This is a genomic window from Variovorax sp. ISS6 (genome assembly GCF_056523145.1).
This window is the reverse complement of record NZ_JAWRZC010000001.1, coordinates 2,671,703-2,691,708: the sequence shown is the minus strand read 5'-3', so window position 1 is coordinate 2,691,708 and position 20,006 is coordinate 2,671,703. Positions and strand designations below refer to the sequence as shown.

Sequence of the window (20,006 nt, the reverse complement as noted above, 5' to 3'; positions counted from 1 at the left end):
CGCGGTTCTAGCCGCCGTACAGCCAGGGCTGGTCGAGCAGCCGCTCGCCGAGCGCGCGCATCGCGAGGTCGCGGCCCAGCCGCACCGGCCCGCTGGCATGGAAGATCTGGCCGTTGCGCCGCGCCTTCGCCTGCACCTGTGCATTGCGCTGCCAGCGCGCGGCCGCGTAGCGCGCGAAGGCCGCAGGCACGGCGTCGCTGCCGCCCTCGCCCAGGGCCTCCGACAACGCCACCGCATCCTCGATCGCCATGCCAGCGCCCTGCGCGAGGTACGGCACCATCGGATGCGCGGCATCGCCGACCAGCGCCAGCCGCTCGTGCGCCATCTCGGCGGCCGAGACCAGCGGCGGGCGATCGCTGAGGCTCCAGGCGCGCCAGCCCGGCATGGCTTCGAGCAAGGCCTGCAACGAGGCACCCGTGCGGCCCGCGGCGGCCTGCAGCGCCGCGAGGCTGCTGGCCTGGTCCCAATCGTGCGCATTGCCGGCCGGCGCCGATTCGGCGATGACCACCACGTTGAGCCACTCGCCGGCACGCACCGGATAGGCCACCGCATGCAGCTGCGGCCCGAGCCACACCTCGACCCCGCCGCGGCGCAGCGCGGGCGGCAGCGCGTCCTGCCGCGCGAGCGCGCGCCACGCGGTGTGGCCGGTGATGCGCGGCGGCTGGCCGGCCGAGGCCGCGTCCAGGCGCCGCCGCGCCACGCTCCAGAGGCCGTCGGCACCGACCACCGCCTCGCCCTCCCAGGCGCGCGCGTCGCTGCTCGAGACGCACACGAGCTCGTCGCTGAGCTCCACGCGCTCGATCTGCGCGCCGGTCACGAGCGCGCCGGTGCCGCGCGCGCGCACGGCATCGAGCAGCAGCCCATGCAGGTCGGCGCGATGGATGCAGAGGTAGGGGGCGCCGTAGCGCTGGCGCATGGCGGCGCCGAGCGCGAGCCGGCCGATCTCGGCGCCGCTGCCGGCGCTGCGCACCACCAGCGCTTCGGGCTGCGCGGCGACCCGGGCGAGGGAGCTTTCGAGGCCGAGCTGCGACAGGCGCCGCGTGACGTTGGGGCCGAGCTGCACGCCGGCGCCGATGTCGCCGAAGGCGGCGGCCTGCTCGAACACGTCGACGCGATGGCCACCGCCGGCCAGCGCCAATGCGGTGGCCAGCCCCCCGATGCCGCCGCCGGCGACGAGGATGTGCGCGGGCATCGGCCTCAGCGCGCGGAGGACGAAGAAGCGGAGGAGGAAGCCGGGGCCTGGGGGGATTTGGGACCGCAGCTGTTGCAGCTGTCGCACGAGCCGCAGCCCGAGGTCTTGGCGAGCGAGGCCGCCAGTTGCTCGGCGCGCTCGGCATCGACGAGGCCGGCGCGCTGCGTGCCGGTGGCGACCTTGCGCGCGGCGCTGCGGCGCCAGCCCGCGGGCATCCAGCGCCAGACCGCGTAGAACGCGGCGCTCGCGACGATCAATCCGACGATCAGTTCTTGTGCCATGGAAGCTAGCCTTTCAGAGGCGGTTTTACCCCGCCCCGAGAGCCACCGCAACGTGGTAGGTGATGAAGCACGCGATGTAGGCCAGCGCGAACAGGTAGCCCGCCATGATCCACACGTACTTCCATTGCCCCGTCTCGCGCTTGACCGTGGCCAGGGTCGAGATGCATTGCGGCGCGAACACGTACCAGACCAGCAGCGACAGCGCGGTCGCGAGCGACCAGCTGCCGGCGATCAGCGGCTCGAGCGCGCCGGCCACGTCGTCGCCGGTGGCCGAGAGCGCGTAGACCGTGCCCAGCGCGCCCACCGCGACTTCGCGCGCGGCCATGCCCGGCACCAGCGCGATCGAGATCTGCCAATTGAAGCCGATGGGCGCGAAGATGTGCTCGAGGCCGCGGCCGATCATGCCGGCCAGGCTGTACTGGATCGCCGGTCCGGTCGCGCCCTCGGGCGGCGACGGGAAGGTCGAGAGGAACCACAGCAGGATGGTCAGCGTGAGGATGATCGTGCCCACGCGCTGGATGAAGATCCATGCGCGCTCGTACAGGCCCAGCAGCAGGTTGCGCGGATTGGGCCAGCGGTAGGCCGGCAGTTCCATCATCAGCGAGGAGCGCTGCGTGTTGTCGCGGAAGCGCTTCATCACCCAGGCCACCAGCATCGCCGAGACGATGCCGAAGACGTAGAGCGCGAACAGCACCACGCCCTGCAGGTTGAACACGCCGCCCACGGTGCGCGCCGGGATGAAGGCCGCGATCAGCAGCGCATAGACCGGCAGCCGCGCCGAGCAGGTCATCAGCGGCGCGATCATGATGGTGGTGATGCGGTCGCGCCAGTTGCTGATGGTGCGCGTGGCCATCACGCCCGGGATGGCGCAGGCGAAGCTCGACAGCAGCGGAATGAACGAGCGGCCCGACAGCCCCACGGTGCCCATCACGCGGTCGAGCAGGAAGGCCGCGCGCGGCAGGTAGCCGGAATCCTCCAGCGCCAGGATGAACAGGAACAGGATCAGGATCTGCGGCAGGAAGACGATCACGCCGCCCACGCCCGCGATCACGCCGTCGACCAGCAGGCTCTGCAGCATGCCCTCGGGCATGTGGGCCTTGAGCAGCTCGCCCAGGCCTTCGGTGGCCGCCTTGATGGCGTCCATCGGCACGTTGGCCCAGCTGAACACGGCCTGGAACATCAGGAACATGGTGACCGCGAGCACCAGCATGCCCCAGACCGGATGCATCACGATGCGGTCGATGCGGTCACTGGTGACCAGGCTGCTCGCGGGCTCCTTCACCGCCAGGCCGAGGATGCGGCGCACCTCGCGCTGGGTGGCGAGCACGTCGTCGAGGCCGGGCGCCTGCCAGGGCTGCGGCGTGGCCGCGGCCACCGGGGTGTCGAGCACGGCCAGCAACGCCTTCGCGCCGCCGGACTGCACGCCGACGGTCTCGATCACCGGCAGGCCGAGTTCGCGCGACAGCACCGCCGTGTCGACCGCGATGCCCTGCTTGCGCGCCATGTCGGTCATGTTGAGCGCGACCACCATCGGCAGGCCGAGCTTCTTGGCGTCGAGCACCAGGCGCAGGTTCAGGCGCAGGTTGGTGGCGTCGGTCACGCAGACCAGCAGGTCGGGCAGCGCTTCCTGGCTCTGGCCGGTGACGACGTCGCGCGTGACGGCCTCGTCGGCCGACAGCGCGTTGAGGCTGTAGGCACCGGGCAGGTCGAGCACGAACACGCGGCGGCCCGCGGGCGTGCGCAGGCTGCCTTCCTTGCGCTCGACGGTCACGCCCGCGTAGTTGGCGACCTTCTGGCGGCTGCCGGTCAGCAGGTTGAACAGCGCGGTCTTGCCGCAGTTGGGATTGCCCAGCAGCGCGATGCGGTTGGGCTGGCCGGTGGCGGCGAAACCGCCCGGGCCCTGGATCACGGCTTCAACCATGGCGCGCACCTCCGGCCACCTCGGCGCCCGGCGCCACGTGGATCAGCGCGGCCTCGTGGCGACGCAGCGCGAAGGTGGTGTGGCCCAGCCGCACCGCGATCGGCTCGCGGCCCGGCATGCCGCTGGCGACGATGCGCACCGACTCGCCCGGCACGAAGCCGATCTCGGTCAGGCGCAGCACCAGCTCGCGGTCCTCCGCGCCGTCGGGGCGGGCGACGTCGAGCACGGTGGCCCACTGGTGGTCGGGAAGCTGATCGAGGCGCAGGCCTGCGGAGGCCTGCGTAGCCGCAGTGTTGTTGGTTTGCACGGTGGGAGTGCGCTCGGAACCCCGGGAGCGCCAGTTAGCAAAACCAGGATGCTATCAATTCTCAATCGCGTAAACCTGACCAAGACCCCACAAACGCGCCGACCGCGCCGGGCGCCGGGCCGTTTCGACCCCGGCGGAACCGGGTCAGTTCAGGCCGAGCATGCCGCGCAGCTTCGACAGGTCCTCGGCCAGCGTGTTGACCCGGCCGGCCAGCAGCTTGCGGTCGCGCTCGCTGAGCTTCGAATAGGTCTCGAAGCCGCCGTCGGGCGTGCGGTACTTCGCGAGCGTGTCGAACACCACCTTGAAGTTGGCGTCGGCCTTGTCCGAGAAGGCCTTGTTCTCCTTCGCCACCAGCGGACGCAGCAGTTCGACGATCTTGAAGGCGCCCTCGAAGTTGGACTGGAAGTCCCACAGGTCGGTGTGGCTGTAGCGGTTCTCCTCGCCCGAGATCTTGGTGGCCGCGACCTCCTCCATCAGCACGGCGGCGCCGCCCACCACCTTCTCGGGCGGGAAGGTCAGCGCGCCCAGGCGCTTCTGCAGCTCGAGCACGTCGGCCAGCAGCTTGTCGGCCACGGGGTTCAGTTCCTTCGTGCTCTTCTGCACCCACAGGCCGTACTCGATGCGGTGGAAGCCGCCGAAGGCCGGGTCCTTCTCGGCCTTCTCGTGGTCGTCGGCGCGCGAGTCGATGGACTTGTCGAGGTCGTTGAACAGCTCGGCCACCGGCTCGATGCGCTCGTAGCTCGTGCGCGTCGGCGCGTACAGCTTCTTCGCCTTCTCGATGTCGCCGGCCTTCACCGCGGCGGTGAAGGCACGGGTGTCCGCGGCCAGCTTGCGCACGTTCTCGGCCACGTAGATCTTGTAGTCGGAGATCGGGCCGACCAGCTCGAGCGGCGACACGGCGGCCTGCGCGCCGGCGGCGTAGAGGCCGGCGATGCCTGCGAGGAAGGTGGCGAGGAAGCGACGGCGGAACTGCACGGTCATGGATCTCCTTGGGTTCTGACGGTGGTGAAAAAACTTTTTGGGGGCGCGCGGCGCGCTCAGGCCGCCATCAGGCTGCGGCCGAGCCAGTCGGCCTCGTCGCGCACGCCCGGCAGCGTGAAGAAGAAGCCGCCGCCGATGGGCTTGATGTATTCCTCGAGCGGCTCGCCGTCGAGGCGCGTCTGCACCGCGATGAAGCCGTCCTCGAGGTTGGCCTGGTAGCAGATGAACAAGAGGCCCATCTCGAGCTGGCCCGACTTGGTGACGCCGTTCGAATAGTTGAAGGGCCGCCGCAGCATGAGGTTCTTGTCGGACGCCCTGGTGCGCGGATTGGCCAGCCGGATGTGCGCGTCGAGCGGCGTGGTCTTGCCCTCGGGGTCCTTCGCGTAGTCGGGCACGTCGTGCTCGGTCCTGCCGCCATCCATCGGCGCGCCCGTGGGCTTGAGCCGGCCCATGATGGCCTCCTGCTCCTGCAGCGGCGTGCGGTCCCAGCGCTCGACGAAGTTGCGGATGATGCGCACCGCCTGGTAGCTGCCGCCCACGGCCCAGGCCGGCTCGTCGCCGCCGGGCGGCACCCAGACGATGCGGTCCATCAGCGTGTCGTCGGCCGAGTCGGGATTGGCCGAGCCGTCGCGAAAACCGAGGAAGTTGCGCGCGCTCTCGGCCGGCTTGCCGGGCACGGCCGGGATCGGCGGCACGGTGCCTTCCTGCTTCCAGTGCAGCACCAGCAGGTCGGGCGTGTTCTTGATGATGTCGCGCAGCGCGTGGATGTTGGTGTCGGGCGTGTTGGCGCAGAACTGGATCGACAGGTCGCCATGGCACAGCGCGGCATCGAGCGCGTCGTTCGGATGGCGCTGCATCTGGTTCAGCCGCTTCGGCTTCTTCGACGCGAGGCCGAAGCGTTCGTCGAACAGCGAGGTGCCGACCGAGACGGTGACGGTGAGCCCGTCGGGCTGCACCACCGGCCCGAGGATGCCCGAGCCCGCGGGCGGCAGCTTGGGATCGGGATCGGTCTGCGGGCCGCCCTGCGTGAGGAAGGCGATGCGCTCGGTCAGGGTGCGGAACAGGCGCTCGAGGTCGGCGCGGTTCTCGGCCAGCACGAAGAAGGAGGCGATCATGCCGGCCGTCGGTCGCGGCGTGACGATGCCGGCCTGGTGCTTGCCGCGGAAAGGCACGCGGTCCTGCGTGTGGGTGCTCTGCGGCGCGTCGGTGACCTGGGCGCCGGCGTCGGGCGCGCTGGGCGGGCCCGAAGGCGCGGCGGCATGCGCGGCCGCGGCCAGTCCGGCGAAGGCGGCACCGGCCGCGCCGAGCATGCGGCGGCGGTGCGGGGAGGCGGGTGGCCCGTCGGTGGGGAGAGATTCGTTCTTCGTGGTCATGAGAGGTCGGTCGGCAGCAGCCTCATTCCAGGCCGAGCGCGGCATTCACCTTGGCCAGTTCCTCGGCCAGCGCGCGCACGGGTTCGGCCAGGGCCTTGCGCTGCGCCTCGTCGAGCGGCGCGGGCTTGAAGCCCTCGCCTTCGCGGTACGGCGCGAGCGCGGCGTCGAAGGCGGCGAAGCGTTCGTCCAGGCTCTTCTGCAGCGCGGGCGCGGCCTTTACCAGCAGCGGCTGCAGCAGGTCGGCGATCTTCTTCGTGCCTTCGTAGCTGCCCTGCAGGTTCGCGAGTTCGGCATGGCCGTAGTGGTCCTCGCCGCCCGCGGGCAGGTTGTCGGCCACGCGGCGCAGCAGCTTCGAGGCCGAGCTCGCGAGCCGCTCGGGCGGCATGTTCAGGCCGCGCAGCCGCTCCTTGAGCACGCCGATGTCGGCGATCAGCTGCGCCACCACGGGCGCGAGCGGCTTCAGGTCGTTCTGGCCATACAGTGCGTACTCGATGCGGTGGAAGCCCGTGAAGCCGGCATCGGCCTCGCGCTTCTCGAAGTAGTCGGCGCGCGCGTTGATGCGCGTGTCGAGGTCGGCGAACAGCTCGGCCATTGGCTCGATGCGCTTGTAGGCCTGGTGGGCGGGCGCATAGAGCGCCCTCGCCTGCCGCAGGTCGCCGGCCTGGACCGCGTCGGCCAGCGCGCGCACCGCGTCCTCGAGCGAGCCGGCCTCCAGGCGCAGGAAGGTCTGGTACTCGGCCAGCGCGCCCACGTAGTTGACCAGCGAAGGCCGCGCCGCCTCGGCCTCGGAGGCGGCCGAGGGTGTCACGCGCAGCTTGCCGCGCGGGTTGCTCAGGAGGCCGCAGGTGATCGCGAAATCGCCGGGCTGCAGCTTCACCGTCATGGTCTGCGAGAAGCCCGGCGCGATGTTCTCGCGTTCCTCCACCACCATCACGCCGTCGAGGATCTCCCACTCGAGCGCGCGGTTCGACTGGTTGACGATGGTGAAGGTGGTGCGCCCGGCCGGCACCGTGATCTCGTTGGGCTCGCAGACATTGCCGCGGATCGTGACGGTGACCGCGTTGTCGGCGGCCTTCGGCGGCGCCTGGCGCGCGTGGTTGGAGGCATACCAGAAGGCCGCGAGGCCGGCGAGCGCCAGCAGGGCCGACGCGGCGACCGCCACGCGCATCAGGTGGGAAGAAGGTGCCTTGGATTCGGGAGAGGAAGAGGACATCGAGGGGTTTCAGCGGGCCGCGGCCGCGCGTGGCGCCGGCGCGGCCGGACGCAGGAAGAAGAACAGGGCGACGGCCAGGAAGGCCAGGTAGACGACGACCTCGCCCACCACGGGCGCGGCCTGGTAGCCGAGCAGGCCCGACAGCACGGCGCCCAGCGGGCTGTCCATCGGCAGGGTCTCGCTCATGTCGAAGACCACCGTCTGCAGGTGATTCCAGACGCCCCCCTCGTGCAGCTTGCGCAGCACGCCGGCCAGCAGGCCCGCGGCCACCAGCAGGATGAACAGGCCGGTGAAGCGGAAGAAGCGCCGCAGGTCGAGCCGCACGCCGCCCGAATAGAGGCCGTAGCCGACCACCACCGACACCGCGATGCCGGCGAGCGCGCCCACGGGCGCTTCCCAGCCGCTGCTCTGCTGGAAGATCGCGAGCAGGAAGAACACCGACTCCAGGCCTTCGCGCGCGACCGCGAGGAACACCATGCCGATCAGCGCCCAACCCTGGCCGTCCGAGCCCTTGGCGAGCGCCTGGTCGATCGAGGCCTGCAGCTCGCCCTTGATCGAGCGCGCGGCCTTGCGCATCCAGAACACCATCGAAGTGAGCATCACCACCGCGATCAGCCCGACCACGCCCTCGAACAGCTCCTGCTGCTTCTGCGGGAACTCGGCCGCGAGCAGTTGCAGCCCGGCGCCCGCGAACAGCGACAGCGCGGTGGCCAGCAGCACGCCGACCCACACCGCGGGCATCAGCGCGCCGCGCCCGCTCTGCTTGAGGTAACTGGCGACGATGCCGACGATCAGCGCGGCTTCGATGCCTTCGCGCAGCATGATGAGAAAGGGGATGAGCATCGGCTTCGGAAATCAGGGCGAGAGGAGCCCTCCGGAACCGGCGCGATCAGCGGCGCTGCATGTCGACTCCACGGAGGAGCGGACGAGGATAACCCATCAAACAAGAACCATTCTCATCCGATGGGCTTTTCTTACCGGATGGTAATGAAAGCTCTGTGACGGGACGGGTCAGACCGGCAGTTCGACGATGCGCGCATCGACCGCGCCGCCCTCGATGCGCAGCTCGGCGACCGCGATCGGCAGGCTGAAGCGCCGCGGCCCCGCGCTGCCCGGGTTCACGTAGAGCACGCCGCCGCGTTCCTCGATCTTCGGCTTGTGCGAATGGCCCGAGACCACCACGCGCACGCCGGCCGCGGCCGGGTCGATGGCGAGCTGCGCGAGGTCGTGAATGGCATAGAGATGCACGCCGCCGAAGGCCACGCGCTCGGTTTCGGCAATGCCCTCGGCCCAGGCCTCGCGGTCGTTGTTGCCGCGCACCACGGTCAGCGGCGCGATCGCGCGCAGGGCCTCGAGGATGGCGGGACTGCCGATGTCGCCACCATGCACGATGAAGTCGCAGCCTTGCAGGGCCGCCACGGCCTGCGGGCGCAGCAGGCCGTGGGTGTCGGAGATCAGTCCGACGCGCGTCACCGAAATCAGGCGGCCAGCAGCTGCCGCAGCACGAAGGGCAGGATGCCGCCGTGCTTGTAGTAGTCGACCTCGATCGGCGTGTCGATGCGCAGGCGCACCGTTACCTCCTGGTGCGTGCCGTCGGGGCGGTGCACGACCAGCTTCACGTCCATCTGCGGCTTGAGCTCGCCGCCGATCACCACGTCGATCTGCTCGTCGCCCGTGAGGCCCAGCGTCTGCCAGGAATCCGCGCCGCGGAATTGCAGCGGCAGCACGCCCATGCCGACCAGGTTGGCGCGGTGGATGCGCTCGAAGCTGCGCGCCACCACGGCCTTGATGCCCAAGAGCTGCGTGCCCTTGGCGGCCCAGTCGCGCGACGAGCCGGTGCCGTACTCCTCGCCGCCGAACACCACCGTGGGCGTGCCCTGGGCGATGTACTTCATGGCCGCGTCGTAGATGAACATCTTCTCGTTGCCTGGCTGGAACAGCGTGACGCCGCCCTCTTCCTGCGTGCCGTTGGCGTCCGGCGGAATCATCAGGTTCTTGATGCGCACGTTGGCGAAGGTGCCGCGCATCATCACGTCGTGGTTGCCGCGGCGCGAGCCGTAGCTGTTGAAGTCGGCCTTGGGCACGCCGTGCGCCTTGAGCCAGATGCCCGCGGGCGAGCTTTCCTTGATCGAGCCGGCCGGCGAGATGTGGTCGGTGGTGATCGAGTCGCCGAACAGCGCCATGATGCGCGCGCCCTTGAAGCCCGCGTCCGCGGCATGCGGCTTCATCTTGAAGCCCTCGAAGAACGGCGGCTCGGCGATGTAGGTCGAGGTGGGCCAGTCGTAGACCTGGCCCGTGGTGCCCTTGATGCTGCTCCAGAACTTGCCCGGGTCGGTCTTGACCTTGTCGTAGTTGGCGCGGAACGACTTGGCGTTCATCGCATAGCGCAGGTTCTCGTCGATCTCCTTCGGCGTGGGCCAGATGTCGCCGAGGTAGACGTCCTTGCCGCCCTTGCCCTTGCCCACCGGCTGGGTCATCAGGTCGACCATCACGTTGCCCGCGATCGCGAAGGCCACCACCAGCGGCGGCGAGGCCAGGAAGTTGGCCTTGAGGTTCGGATGGATGCGCGCCTCGAAGTTGCGGTTGCCCGAGAGCACGGCCGCGCCGATCAGGTCGTTCTTCGTGATGATCTCGTTGATCTCGGGCGTGAGGTCGCCCGCGTTGCCGATGCAGGTGGTGCAGCCGTAGCCCGCGAGGTAGAAGCCCAGCTTCTCGAGGTAGGGCAGCAGGCCGGCCTTCTCGAGGTACTCGGTCACGATGCGCGAGCCGGGCGCCAGCGAGGTCTTGACGTGCGGCTTGACCGAGAGGCCGGCTTCCACCGCCTTCTTGGCCAGCAGGCCCGCGGCCAGCATCACGCTCGGGTTCGAGGTGTTGGTGCACGAGGTGATCGCGGCGATCAGCACGTCGCCGTTGCCGATGGTCACCTCGCCCTTGGATTTGGACGGCGCCGCCGGCGCGGTGGCGCTCACGTGCGCGGCCGCCTTGGTCGTGCGGTTGGCCACCATCTCGACCAGGTCGCGCGGCGCGCCCGGGGCGGGCGCGGCGGTTTCCTCGTCGTTGCCGGCACCGGCCGGCGCGAGCGGATAGCGCAGCTTGAGCTTGTCGGCCGGCTGGTTGAAGCCGTTGGCGTCGTTGGGCTTGCTGTAGAGCTCCGAGAACTTGGTCGACAGGTGGCCCAGGTCGATGCGGTCCTGCGGCCGCTTCGGGCCCGCCAGGCTCGGCGAGACGGTGCCGAGGTCGAGGCGCACGACCTTGGTGTAGTCGATGTCGCCGGGGTTGGGCATGCCGAACAGGCCCTGCGCCTTGTAGTAGGCCTCGAAGCGCTCGACCTCCTCCTTGGTGCGGCCCGTGCCCTCGAAGTAGGCGACGGTCATCTCGTCGACCGGGAAGAAGCCCATGGTGGCGCCGTACTCGGGCGCCATGTTGCCGATGGTGGCGCGGTCGGGCACGGCGATCGAGGCGGCGCCCGGACCGAAGAACTCGACGAACTTGCCCACCACCTTCTCGGCGCGCAGGATCGAGGTGACGTAGAGCACCAGGTCGGTGGCGGTCACGCCCTCGCGCAGCTTGCCGGTGAGCTCGAAGCCCACCACGTCGGGCGTGAGCATGTAGACCGGCTGGCCGAGCATCGCGGCCTCGGCCTCGATGCCGCCCACGCCCCAGCCGACCACGCCCACGCCGTTGATCATGGTCGTGTGGCTGTCGGTGCCGACCAGCGAGTCGGGGTAGTAGACCGGGACGTCGCCCTTGTCGTTCGGGTTCGAGTAGACGCCGCGCGCGAAGTACTCGAGGTTGACCTGGTGCACGATGCCGAAGCCGGGCGGCACGACACGGAAGGTGTCGAAGGCCTGCATGCCCCACTTCATGAACTGGTAGCGCTCGTTGTTGCGCTGGAACTCGAGCTTCATGTTGAGGTCGAGCGCCTTGGGCGTGCCGTAGTAGTCGACCATCACCGAGTGGTCGACCACCAGATCGACCGGCACCAGCGGCTCGATGGTCTTGGGAGACTTGCCGAGCTTGGCGGCCACGCTGCGCATGGCGGCCAGGTCGGCCAGCAGCGGCACGCCGGTGAAGTCCTGCAGCACCACGCGGGTCACGACGAAGGGGATCTCGTCGGTGCGCTCGGCGTTCGGCGCCCAGTGGGCCAGTTCCTCGACATGCTTGGCCGACACCTTCTGGCCGTCGCAGTTGCGCAGCACCGACTCGAGCACGATGCGGATCGACACCGGCAGCCGCTCGACGCTCGGGTGCTGCTTGGCCAGTTCCTTGAGGGACCAGTACTTGCCGGCCTTGCCCGATGCGGTCTTGAAGGTCTTGAGGGTGGACGCAAAGGCGTGAGCCGGTGCTTTGGCCATGTGTGGGACTCCTTGGGGAATGTGTTCGTGAAGCGCCTCAAAGGTTAGCAGGGATGAATGTCAATTGCTGTAGTCAGGCATCGCTTCGGAAGGCCACCGAAGGCTATGGCCGCCATTGACAAAAAGCCCTCTCGAGCGGCCATGAAAAAGGCGCCCCGCGGGCGCCTCGACGGCATGCGGACGGAAGGCGTTCAGGCCAGTGCCATCCGGGCCGCCGGCCGGCTCGCGCGCAGTCCGCTCCATTGCAGCTCGGCCAGCACCAGCACGCAGACCGCCTGCGCCAGCACCCAGGCCACGCCCAGGGCCGTCACCGGGAACAGGCCGCCGGCCAGCAAGGCGGCGCAGCCCACGGCCCAGCCCAGGTTGCCGAGCATGACCACGCCGATCAGCGTGCGCGGCGGGGTGGCGCGGCTGGCCATGAAGGCGGCGGCCGCCGCATAGGCCAGCAGGAACACCCCGGTGCCCAGCAGCAGCGCCGCCGGCAAGCCGGTGAGGCGGGCCAGGGTGTCGGTGAAAGCGACCTGCAGCGCGCCGGTGCCGGCGCAGGAGGCGGCGTCGGCCCACATCACGCGGGGCAGGAAACGCGGCGAGGCGAAGAGCGTGGAACGTGCGGTCATGAGGTTTCTCCTTCGGTTCGGGTGGTACGCCGCAAGACTGTCCTGCTGCGTTGGGGTCGATGATTCCGGGACCGGCGCACAGCGTCCATGACCTGCCAGGTCATGGCGACGCGCGGCCCGCGCGCCAGAATGCGGCCCCATGAACACCCCCCGCCCCCACCCCACGAAGCCCGGCCAGCCGGGCGCGCGCGATCCCTTCGGCGTGCACCTGCGGCACTGGCGCACGCACCGCCGCCTGAGCCAGCTCGACCTGGCGCAGGAGGCCGAGGTCTCGACCCGGCACCTGAGCTACGTGGAAACCGGCCGTGCCGCGCCCAGCCGCGAGATGGTGCTGCGGCTGGCCGAGCGGCTGGAGGTGCCGCTGCGCGAGCGCAACGCGCTGCTGGTGGCCGCGGGCTTCGCGCCCATGTACCGCCAGCGCTCGCTCGACGACCCGGCCATGGCTTCGGCGCGCCGCGCGGTCGACCTGGTGCTCAAGGGCCACGAACCCTTCCCCGCGCTGGCGGTGGACCGCCACTGGAACCTGGTGGCCTACAACGCACTGGTGCCGCTGTTGATGGAAGGCGCGTCGGCCGAGCTGGTGACGCCGCCGGTCAACGTGCTGCGCCTGAGCCTGCGGCCCGACGGGCTGGCCTCGCGCATCGCCAACCTCGCGCAGTGGCGCGCCCACCTGCTCGAGCGGCTCCAGCAGCAGATCGCCGCCACCGGCGACCGCGTGCTGGTCGAGCTGCACGACGAGCTCGCGGCCTACCCCGTGCCCCACGTCGGCCACGACACCCCGCCCGCGGGCGGCGAGCTGTCGGGCGTGGTGGTGCCGTTCCAGCTCGTGACGCCCAACGGCGTGCTGAGCTTCATCAGCACCACCACCATCTTCGGCACGCCGGTCGACATCACGTTGCAGGAACTCGCGGTGGAGTCGTTCTTTCCGGCCGATGCGCAGACGGCGGCGGCCCTGACGGCGCTGGCTGCGCAGGCGAAGGCGCAGGCGGCTGCGGCGGGCTGAGCGCGCCCTCCCCCGCCTCGTCTTCGTCGCGCGCCTTCGGCCCCGGCACGTCGTCGACCTGGATCACCTTGTCGGCCGCGAGCAGGTAGGCCAGCGCGAGCGCCGGATCGGCGGCCGCGCGGGCCGCGGCCTCGAGCGAGTTCGTGCGCCGCAGCACCTTGTTCAGCGCCGCGGTTTCCTCGCCGAGCCGGTCGCCCAGTTCCAGCGCGCTCATCAGTTCGCGCAGGCCGCCAGCCGCGGGCTCGCTGAGATCGGGCACCAGCCGCTCGACCACGCCAGGCCGGGTGCGCAGCGTCTCGGCCAGCGCCAGCAGCTGCACGTCGCGCAGCGGCGCCAGGTGCGCGGTGCGCCGCAGCACCAGCGCGCCGATGAAGCGCCGGCCCGGCGTGGGCAGGTTGGCATAGAGGTCGTGCAGGATCGCCGCCGCCTGGTCGAGCTGCACGCGGATCGCGGCCTGGGCGAAGGGCAGCATCTCGGGCGCCGCCTCCACGCCATAGCGCCACACGCAGGCGCTGGCGAGATAGAGGTGGGCCAGCACGTCGCCGAGCCGCGCCGACAGCAGCTCCATGCGCTTGAGCTTGCCGCCGAGCATGCCCATGGCCAGGTCGGCGGTGAGCGCGTACTTGGCGCTCATGCGCGCGATCAACCGGGCCTCGGGCGCCAGCGCCTCGGGCGGGCGGCCCAGCACCGGCGCGCCGAACAGGCTGTGCCAGAGGTTGCGCGCCACGTGCCCACCATGCGCCATCAGCGCCTTGCCGAGCGCGCTCTCGTCGTTGGCCTGCACCGCGGCCATCTCGTCGAGCACGTGCGGATGGCAGCGCACCGCGCCCTGGCCGAACACGATCAGCGCGCGCGTGAGGATGTTGGCGCCCTCCACCGTGATCGCGATCGGCGCCTGCCTATAGGCCACGCCCAGCAGGTTCGAGGGACCGGAGATGATGCCCTTGCCGCCGAGGATGTCCATGCCGTGATTGACCGCGCGCCGGCCGGCCTCGGTCAATTGCACCTTGAGGATCGCGCTCGCCACGCTGGGCCGCTCGCCGGCATCGAGCGCGCAGGCGGTGAAGCGGCGCGCGGCGTCGCTCGCATAGAGCTCGGCCGACATCTGCGCCACCAGCCCCGCCACCGCGTGGAACTTGCCCACCGGCAGGCCGAACTGCTCGCGGATGCGGCCATAGCCGTTGCTCACGAACAGCGCGGTCTGCTGCATCGCCGAGCCGAGCGCGGGCAGCGAGATGGCGCGGCCCGCGGCCAGGCACTCCATCAGCATGCGCCAGCCCTGGCCGACCTGCGGCTCGCCGCCGATCACCCAGTCCATCGGCACGAAGACCTGGTGGCCGTGGATGGGGCCGTTCATGAAGGCGCTGTCCATCGGACGATGGCGCCGGCCGATCTCCATGCCCGCGTGCGGCACCGGGATCAGCGCGCAGGTGATGCCGAGGTCGCGCTGGCCCTCGGGCCGGCTCTCGTCGACCGCGTGGAAGGCCAGGCCGACCACGGTGGCCACGGGCGCCAGCGTGATGTAGCGCTTGTCGAAATCGACCAGGAAGCCGCGCGTTGGCCGGCCCTCGAACTCGCGCTCCACCAGCACGCCGCGGTCGGGGATCGAGGCGGCATCGGAGCCCGCGTAGGGCGAGGTCAGGCCGAAGCACGGCAGCTCGCGGCCATCGGCCAGGCGCGGCAGGTAGTGCTGCTTCTGGCCGTCGGTGCCGTAGCGCAGCAACAGCTCGGCTGGGCCGAGCGAGTTGGGCACCATCACCGTGACCGCCGTCGCGACGTTGACGGTGGCGATGCGCGCCACCACCGTGGCATGCGCATGGTGGCCGAAGCCCAGGCCGCCGAACTCCTCGGGAATGATCATTCCGAAGAAGCGCTGCTCGCGCAGGTAGCGCCACACCTCGGGCGGCAGGTCCTTCGCTTCGTCGATCGCATGGTCGTCGAGCATCGCGCACAGCGTGCGCACCTCGCGGTCGATGAAGGCCTGTTCGCGCTCGGTCAGGCGGTTGGGCCCGAAGGCGGCGAGCGCGTCGAAATCGGGGCGGCCGGCGAACAGCTGGCCTTCGAAACCGACGGTGCCCGCTTCGAGCGCGGCGCGTTCGGTGTCGCCCAGCGGCGGCAGCGCCTTCGAGAAAGGCTTCATGGCCCAGCGGCCGATCAACGAGGCCAGCGGCATGCGTGTCTCCTTCGCCGCGAGGCAGGCGCGCGGCGCTCTACCATGGTGCGACCGGGGCGGCCCGGGGCCGGCCGGCCGAGGACGACCGCGCGTGTCGGAGACGGGCTTGCATTGCCGGCGCGCGCGGCGCCGCGCGGCTCAGCGCCGCTTCGGCGCCTGCTGCCCGGCCGGTGCCGCCGGTGCGGGCGCCGCTGCCGGCGCGGCCGCAGCAGCCGCCGGATCGCGCCAGCCGTATTCGACATAGCGCCGGATCACCAGGCAGCCCGGCGGCGAATCGATCAGCGACACCGACGAAGTCGGCTCCTTGTCGTCGGTGTAGACCGTGTAGACCGGCAGCAGCTTGGTCGCGCGGTAGTTCGGCAGTTCCTGCTGGGCGATGCTCGCGCAGGTGAAGGGCGCCACCGAGATGCGCTCGGCCGCCACGGTGCAGGCGCCGCTGTCGTCGGGGATCGCGGTGATCGAACCCGCCACGCCGGCATTCGGGAACTCGATGCCGATCAGCGAGAACACCGGGCCGCTGTCGGGGCGCTTGCGGTCCCAGTCGAGCAGCACGTCGTGGCTGCGGCTGCCCTGCACGGTCAGCGAGGACAGCCGCGTGATCGCCGGCAGACAGCGCTTGACGCCCACGCTGGTGGCCGCGCGCGTGAGGGTGTCCTGCGGCGGCGCGGGCGGTGCCTGGGGCACCAGCACGCCCTGCGCGAAGGCGGTGGCCGCCAGGGTGCAGGCCGCGGCGCACGGCAGCAGACGAAGGAGAAGCGATGTCGGGGTCATGGGGGTCGTTCCGAAGTCGGCCGCGTTCAGGCGTAGAGCGCCTCGATCGCGGCGGTGTAGATGCGCACGTTCTCCTCGCCTTCGGGGTCCAGCCGCTCGAGCAGCGCGCGCGCGCGCTCGCGGTAGTTGGGCAGGTCGGCGTCGTGCTCGGCGAAGGCGCGCCGCAGCGCCCGGCCGCCGTCCTCGCAGTCGAAGCCCTGGTAGCGGTAGCCGCAGTCGCCGATCAGGTGCGAGTTGTGCACCAGCGGATAGCCGCCGTACAGCGCCTCGTAGTAGAGGTAGTTCTGGCCGTTCTCCCAATGGTGCGCGAACACGCAGTCGACATTGGGCGGCACCACCTGGTAGACCGGGAAACGCCCCTCGAACGAGGCCAGCCCGTGCTGCACCAGGTCCAGGCTCTGGGCGAAGCCGACGAACAGCGGCTTCTCGCGCAGGTGGAAGCTGTTGTAGACCCACAGGCGCTCGATCAGGTCGGGCTGCGCGCGGTGCGCCGCCTCGCAGCCCAGCATCGGGATGAAGCTGGTCTTCACCATGCAGATGTTGGGCTCGAAGATCGCCACGCGCCAGTGCCGGCGCCCGGGCTCGTAGGCGAAGGGCTTGCCGCCGCCGCTGCGCGCCAGCGCGCGCTCGAGCACCATCGGGCTCCACAGGTGCGGCATCAGGCGCACCGGCGTGCGGAACGCGGCCTCGAAATAGGGTTTGCAGGTGGCCTCGTACTCGGGCAGCGTCCAGACCTCGTGGTAAGGCGCGAGCGTCAGCAGCAGGCCATGCGGCTTGTCGAAGATCATGCGCTCGATGTCGATCACGTAGTCGTTGCCCACGCGCATCGACACGATCTTGCCGCCGCGCTCGCGAAAGGCCACGGCCCAGTCGCGCCCGAGCTGGGCGCTCATCTCGATCATCACGTCGAGTTCCTGCGCGGCGGTCGCCATGTCGATGATCGGCACCGGCGAATCGGCCAGGAAACCGGCCGCATCGGCCGGCGCGCCGTCGCCGCCGCCGGCCACGAGCACCGTGCTGGCCACGCGCGGCGAGCGCAGCAGCAGCATCACGAGGAACAGGCAGTTCTGGTAGACGCCGTTCTCCCACAGGCTCTGCTCGCCCTTGCGGATGAAGATCGAGACGCCGACGCGCAGCTTGCCGGGCATGGCGTTCATCGCGCGGCACCTCCGGCGCGGAAGTTCGCATCGCCGTCCACGAGGTGCAGCAGCCGCTGCGCATAGCCTTCGACGTTGGCGCTCGCCAGCGGATCGAGCGCGTCGAACACGCGCTGCGAGCGGGCCCTGTAGCCGTCGAGTTGCGCGTCGTGATGGCGCGCCGCGTTCAGCAGCTGCTCGACGCCGGCGCCGACCTCGAAGCCCGGGTAGTAATAGCCCGCGTCGCGCAGCCAGGGCGAGTTGTGCACCAGCGGGTAGTTGCCGTAGAGCGCGTCGAGGTAGCTGTAGTTCTGGTCGTTCTGCCACTGGTGCGACACCACCGCGTCGGCGTGCTGCACCATGAAGCCCGCGAAGTCGTGCCGGCCATGGAAGATCGCCTTGTGCTCGCGCACGATGTCGAGCGAGTTCGCGAGGTAGAGCATGGTCGGGTGGTCCTTCATGTGCAGCGTGTTGAGCGCATGCATCCAGCTCACCGCCTTCGGATCGGCGCGGTAGGCGCCGTCGCAGATCAGCATCGGCAGGGTGCCGGCCTTCACCACCGAGATGTTGGGTTCGAAGATAGCGACCCGGAAGCCCGGCTGCTCGGCCGTGCGCGGCACGTAGCCGAAGCGGAAGCCCGCCGCCTCGACCTCGGCCACGCGCTGCGCGAGGAACTCGGGGGACCAGAGGTAGGGCACCACGTGCACCGGGCAGCGGTTGTACACGCGCATCATCGGCGCGAAGGTTTCGTCCTTGGGCAGCAGCCAGACCTCGTCGCAGCGGTCGGGCCGGCTGAAGTGCCCCTTGTCGGAGAACACGATCGGCTCGGCCAGCGACACGAAGGGCTGGCCCACGCAATGGAACACCACGCGCCCGCCGCGGGCCCGGAAATACGACAGCCACGAGACCTCGAGCGCACCCGCCATCTCGAACACCACGTCGAGCGCATCGGTGAGCTCGCGCGCCCGGCCGATCGCGAGCCCGCGGGCGGCGAGGTCGACCTGCGGCGGCATCACCGACTGGTCGCCCGCGTCGATCAGCGTGACCGACTCGACGAAGGGGATCTGCTGCAGCAGCCGGGCCAGGAACAGCACGTTCTGCCCCATGCCGTTCTCCCAGATGTTCTGGCCGGCGTGGGTGAGGACTGAAATACCGATGCGCATGGGCGATGAGTGTCCCTCAAAAAAGGAAGGCCCCCGCGCCCTGGGGCGTGGGAGCCTTCGCGGGGGCTTTTCTCTCCCTGTGACTTACTTCCACTTCCAGCCGATGCCGGCGTTGATGCCCCATTCCTTGCCCGTGGTCGAGAGGCCCGCGCCCCAGGACATCTTGCCGTCGTCCGACAGCGCCTTGAAGGTCAGCGCCACCGCGCTGTAGCCCTTGTAGCTGCCGAAGCCCACGCCCACGGTCTTCTCGCCGGGGTAGAGCGTCGGCAGGTAGGTGCCCGACATCGCGAACGCCATCGCCGTGCCCGAGTAGGCCACGCGCGCCACGTCGCCGATCTGGTTGCGCACGTCGTTCAGCTGCTGCACGTTGACCGCGTCGCCCGGCAGGATGCCCGGTGCAACGTTGCTGATGCGCGTGCCGCCCGCCGCCTGGCCGGCGCCCAGCGTGATCTGGTTGTAGTTGACCGACCCGTCGGGGTTGGTCTCGTACTGCACGCTGCTGGCCTTCGAAGCCGCCGAGGCCGCCTTGAGCTGCGCCACGTTGGTGGCGTCGCTGTCGGCCGAGCCCGCGGCCACGCCGGTGATCTGGCGGAACTGGCCGCTGGCCGCATCGCCCACCGACACCGCGCCCTGCGTGCTGGTGGTGGCCTTGATCGCCGCCTCCTGCGCTGCGTTGGCGCTGCCTGGCACGTAGCCGGCCACGCCGGCGCCCGTGGTCGACTTCGAGCCCGAGCCCAGGGCCACGCCGCCGGTCTGCTGGACCACCGCGTTGAAGCCGACGGCCGTGCCGTTCGAGACGTTGGGCGCCGCGCTCCTCGAGGTGCCGCCCGCGTCCGCGCTGTCGCCGATCGCCACGCCCTTGCCGCCCGCGCTGGCGCCCGCACCGATCGCCTGCGAACCGGTGGCCAGTGCCCCGCTGCCGATCGCGATCGCGTTCGTGCCCGTGGCCTGCGCCCCGAAGCCCACCGCCACCGCGCCGTCGGCCGTCGCCTTCGCGCCGTTGCCCGCGGCAAAGGAGTTCGCGCCGCTGGCCACCGATTGCGGCCCGATCGCCACCGACTCCTGGCCGGTGGCCTGCGAGTCGCCTGCGGTCGAGTTGGCGTGGAAGTACTTCGTGCCGTTGTTGTAGATGTTGGTGACGGTGCTGTTGGTGGTGCTCAGGCCGGTCGACAGGCTGCTCACGCCGCTGACGGAACTGCTGATGCCGGTCGAAAGGCTGTTGAGGTTGCTGTTCGTCGTGCTCAGCCCGCTCGACAGGCTGCCGATGCCGCTGGTGACGGTGCTCAGGCCGGTCGAGGTCGAGGTCGACAGGCTCGCGACATTGCTGTTCGTCGTGCTCAGGCCCGTCGACAGGCTGCCGATGTTGCTGGTCGCGGTGCTCAGCCCGGTCGACAGGCTGCCGATGCTGCTCGTGGCCGTGCTCAGACCGGTCGAGGTCGATGTCGACAGGCTGTTGATGCTGCTGGTCGCCGTGCTCAAGCCCGTCGACGTCGAGGTCGACAAGCTGTTGATGCTGCTCG

General features: G+C 70.3%; 17 protein-coding genes. 1 reads left to right on the top strand and 16 read right to left on the bottom strand.

Annotation, left to right across the window (positions count from 1 at the left end; genetic code table 11):
- Positions 1-7: 7 nt before the first annotated feature.
- From AC1HIL_RS12215 to AC1HIL_RS12165, 11 genes are all read right to left on the bottom strand, one after another.
- Positions 8-1,192 (bottom strand): FAD-dependent monooxygenase, encoded by a 1,185-nt coding sequence (locus tag AC1HIL_RS12215; protein ID WP_479671889.1) that lies wholly within the window; start codon positions 1,190-1,192, stop codon positions 8-10.
- A gap of 5 nt (positions 1,193-1,197) precedes the next feature.
- On the bottom strand, positions 1,198-1,473 hold the full coding sequence (locus AC1HIL_RS12210) for a DUF6587 family protein (RefSeq protein ID WP_057590677.1): 276 nt from the start codon (positions 1,471-1,473) through the stop codon (positions 1,198-1,200).
- Positions 1,474-1,498: 25 nt separating this feature from the next.
- On the bottom strand, positions 1,499-3,394 hold the full coding sequence (feoB, locus tag AC1HIL_RS12205; protein ID WP_261208614.1) for a ferrous iron transporter B: 1,896 nt from the start codon (positions 3,392-3,394) through the stop codon (positions 1,499-1,501).
- Positions 3,387-3,701, bottom strand: a complete 315-nt coding sequence (locus AC1HIL_RS12200) for a FeoA family protein (protein WP_261208616.1) — start codon at positions 3,699-3,701, stop codon at positions 3,387-3,389. Before AC1HIL_RS12200 ends, feoB begins: the two co-directional genes overlap by 8 nt.
- Positions 3,702-3,845: 144 nt before the next feature.
- Positions 3,846-4,682: an iron uptake system protein EfeO gene (gene efeO / locus AC1HIL_RS12195; RefSeq protein WP_082321866.1), complete on the bottom strand. Its 837-nt coding sequence runs from the start codon at positions 4,680-4,682 to the stop codon at positions 3,846-3,848.
- A 56-nt stretch (positions 4,683-4,738) separates the two neighbouring features.
- Positions 4,739-6,055, bottom strand: a complete 1,317-nt coding sequence (gene efeB, locus AC1HIL_RS12190; RefSeq protein WP_479671888.1) for an iron uptake transporter deferrochelatase/peroxidase subunit — start codon at positions 6,053-6,055, stop codon at positions 4,739-4,741.
- A 22-nt stretch (positions 6,056-6,077) separates the two neighbouring features.
- The gene (gene efeO / locus AC1HIL_RS12185) at positions 6,078-7,268 is read right to left on the bottom strand and encodes an iron uptake system protein EfeO (protein ID WP_479671887.1); all 1,191 of its coding nucleotides are present in this window, start codon (positions 7,266-7,268) and stop codon (positions 6,078-6,080) included.
- Positions 7,269-7,277: 9 nt separating this feature from the next.
- A complete protein-coding gene (efeU, locus tag AC1HIL_RS12180; RefSeq protein ID WP_479671886.1) occupies positions 7,278-8,111 on the bottom strand; it encodes an iron uptake transporter permease EfeU in 834 nt (277 codons plus the stop codon).
- Positions 8,112-8,279: 168 nt separating this feature from the next.
- The gene (locus tag AC1HIL_RS12175) at positions 8,280-8,741 is read right to left on the bottom strand and encodes a metallophosphoesterase family protein (protein ID WP_479671885.1); all 462 of its coding nucleotides are present in this window, start codon (positions 8,739-8,741) and stop codon (positions 8,280-8,282) included.
- Between the two features lie 5 nt (positions 8,742-8,746).
- A complete protein-coding gene (gene acnA / locus AC1HIL_RS12170; RefSeq protein WP_057590683.1) occupies positions 8,747-11,623 on the bottom strand; it encodes an aconitate hydratase in 2,877 nt (958 codons plus the stop codon).
- Positions 11,624-11,814: 191 nt separating this feature from the next.
- Positions 11,815-12,240, bottom strand: a complete 426-nt coding sequence (locus AC1HIL_RS12165) for a hypothetical protein (protein ID WP_261208631.1) — start codon at positions 12,238-12,240, stop codon at positions 11,815-11,817.
- A 139-nt stretch (positions 12,241-12,379) separates the two neighbouring features.
- Here AC1HIL_RS12165 and AC1HIL_RS12160 point away from each other — a divergent pair, with 139 nt between their 5' ends.
- A complete protein-coding gene (locus tag AC1HIL_RS12160; protein ID WP_261208632.1) occupies positions 12,380-13,243 on the top strand; it encodes a helix-turn-helix domain-containing protein in 864 nt (287 codons plus the stop codon).
- Here the strand turns inward: AC1HIL_RS12160 and AC1HIL_RS12155 are convergent.
- The 5 genes from AC1HIL_RS12155 to AC1HIL_RS12135 all read right to left on the bottom strand — a co-directional run bounded on the left by AC1HIL_RS12155 (position 13,131) and on the right by AC1HIL_RS12135 (position 19,965).
- The gene (locus AC1HIL_RS12155) at positions 13,131-15,416 is read right to left on the bottom strand and encodes an acyl-CoA dehydrogenase (protein ID WP_479671884.1); all 2,286 of its coding nucleotides are present in this window, start codon (positions 15,414-15,416) and stop codon (positions 13,131-13,133) included. The genes AC1HIL_RS12160 and AC1HIL_RS12155 overlap by 113 nt on opposite strands.
- Positions 15,417-15,554: 138 nt before the next feature.
- Entirely contained in the window at positions 15,555-16,187 is a 633-nt protein-coding gene (locus tag AC1HIL_RS12150) for a hypothetical protein (protein WP_057597658.1), read from the bottom strand.
- A gap of 26 nt (positions 16,188-16,213) precedes the next feature.
- Positions 16,214-17,344 carry a DUF2827 domain-containing protein gene (locus tag AC1HIL_RS12145; RefSeq protein ID WP_057597659.1) on the bottom strand — a complete coding sequence of 377 codons (1,131 nt, stop codon included), beginning with the start codon at positions 17,342-17,344 and terminating at the stop codon, positions 16,214-16,216.
- A complete protein-coding gene (locus AC1HIL_RS12140; RefSeq protein ID WP_479671883.1) occupies positions 17,341-18,486 on the bottom strand; it encodes a DUF2827 domain-containing protein in 1,146 nt (381 codons plus the stop codon). Before AC1HIL_RS12140 ends, AC1HIL_RS12145 begins: the two co-directional genes overlap by 4 nt.
- Before the next feature lie 84 nt (positions 18,487-18,570).
- Entirely contained in the window at positions 18,571-19,965 is a 1,395-nt protein-coding gene (locus tag AC1HIL_RS12135; RefSeq protein ID WP_479672490.1) for a YadA family autotransporter adhesin, read from the bottom strand.
- Positions 19,966-20,006 lie beyond the last annotated feature (41 nt).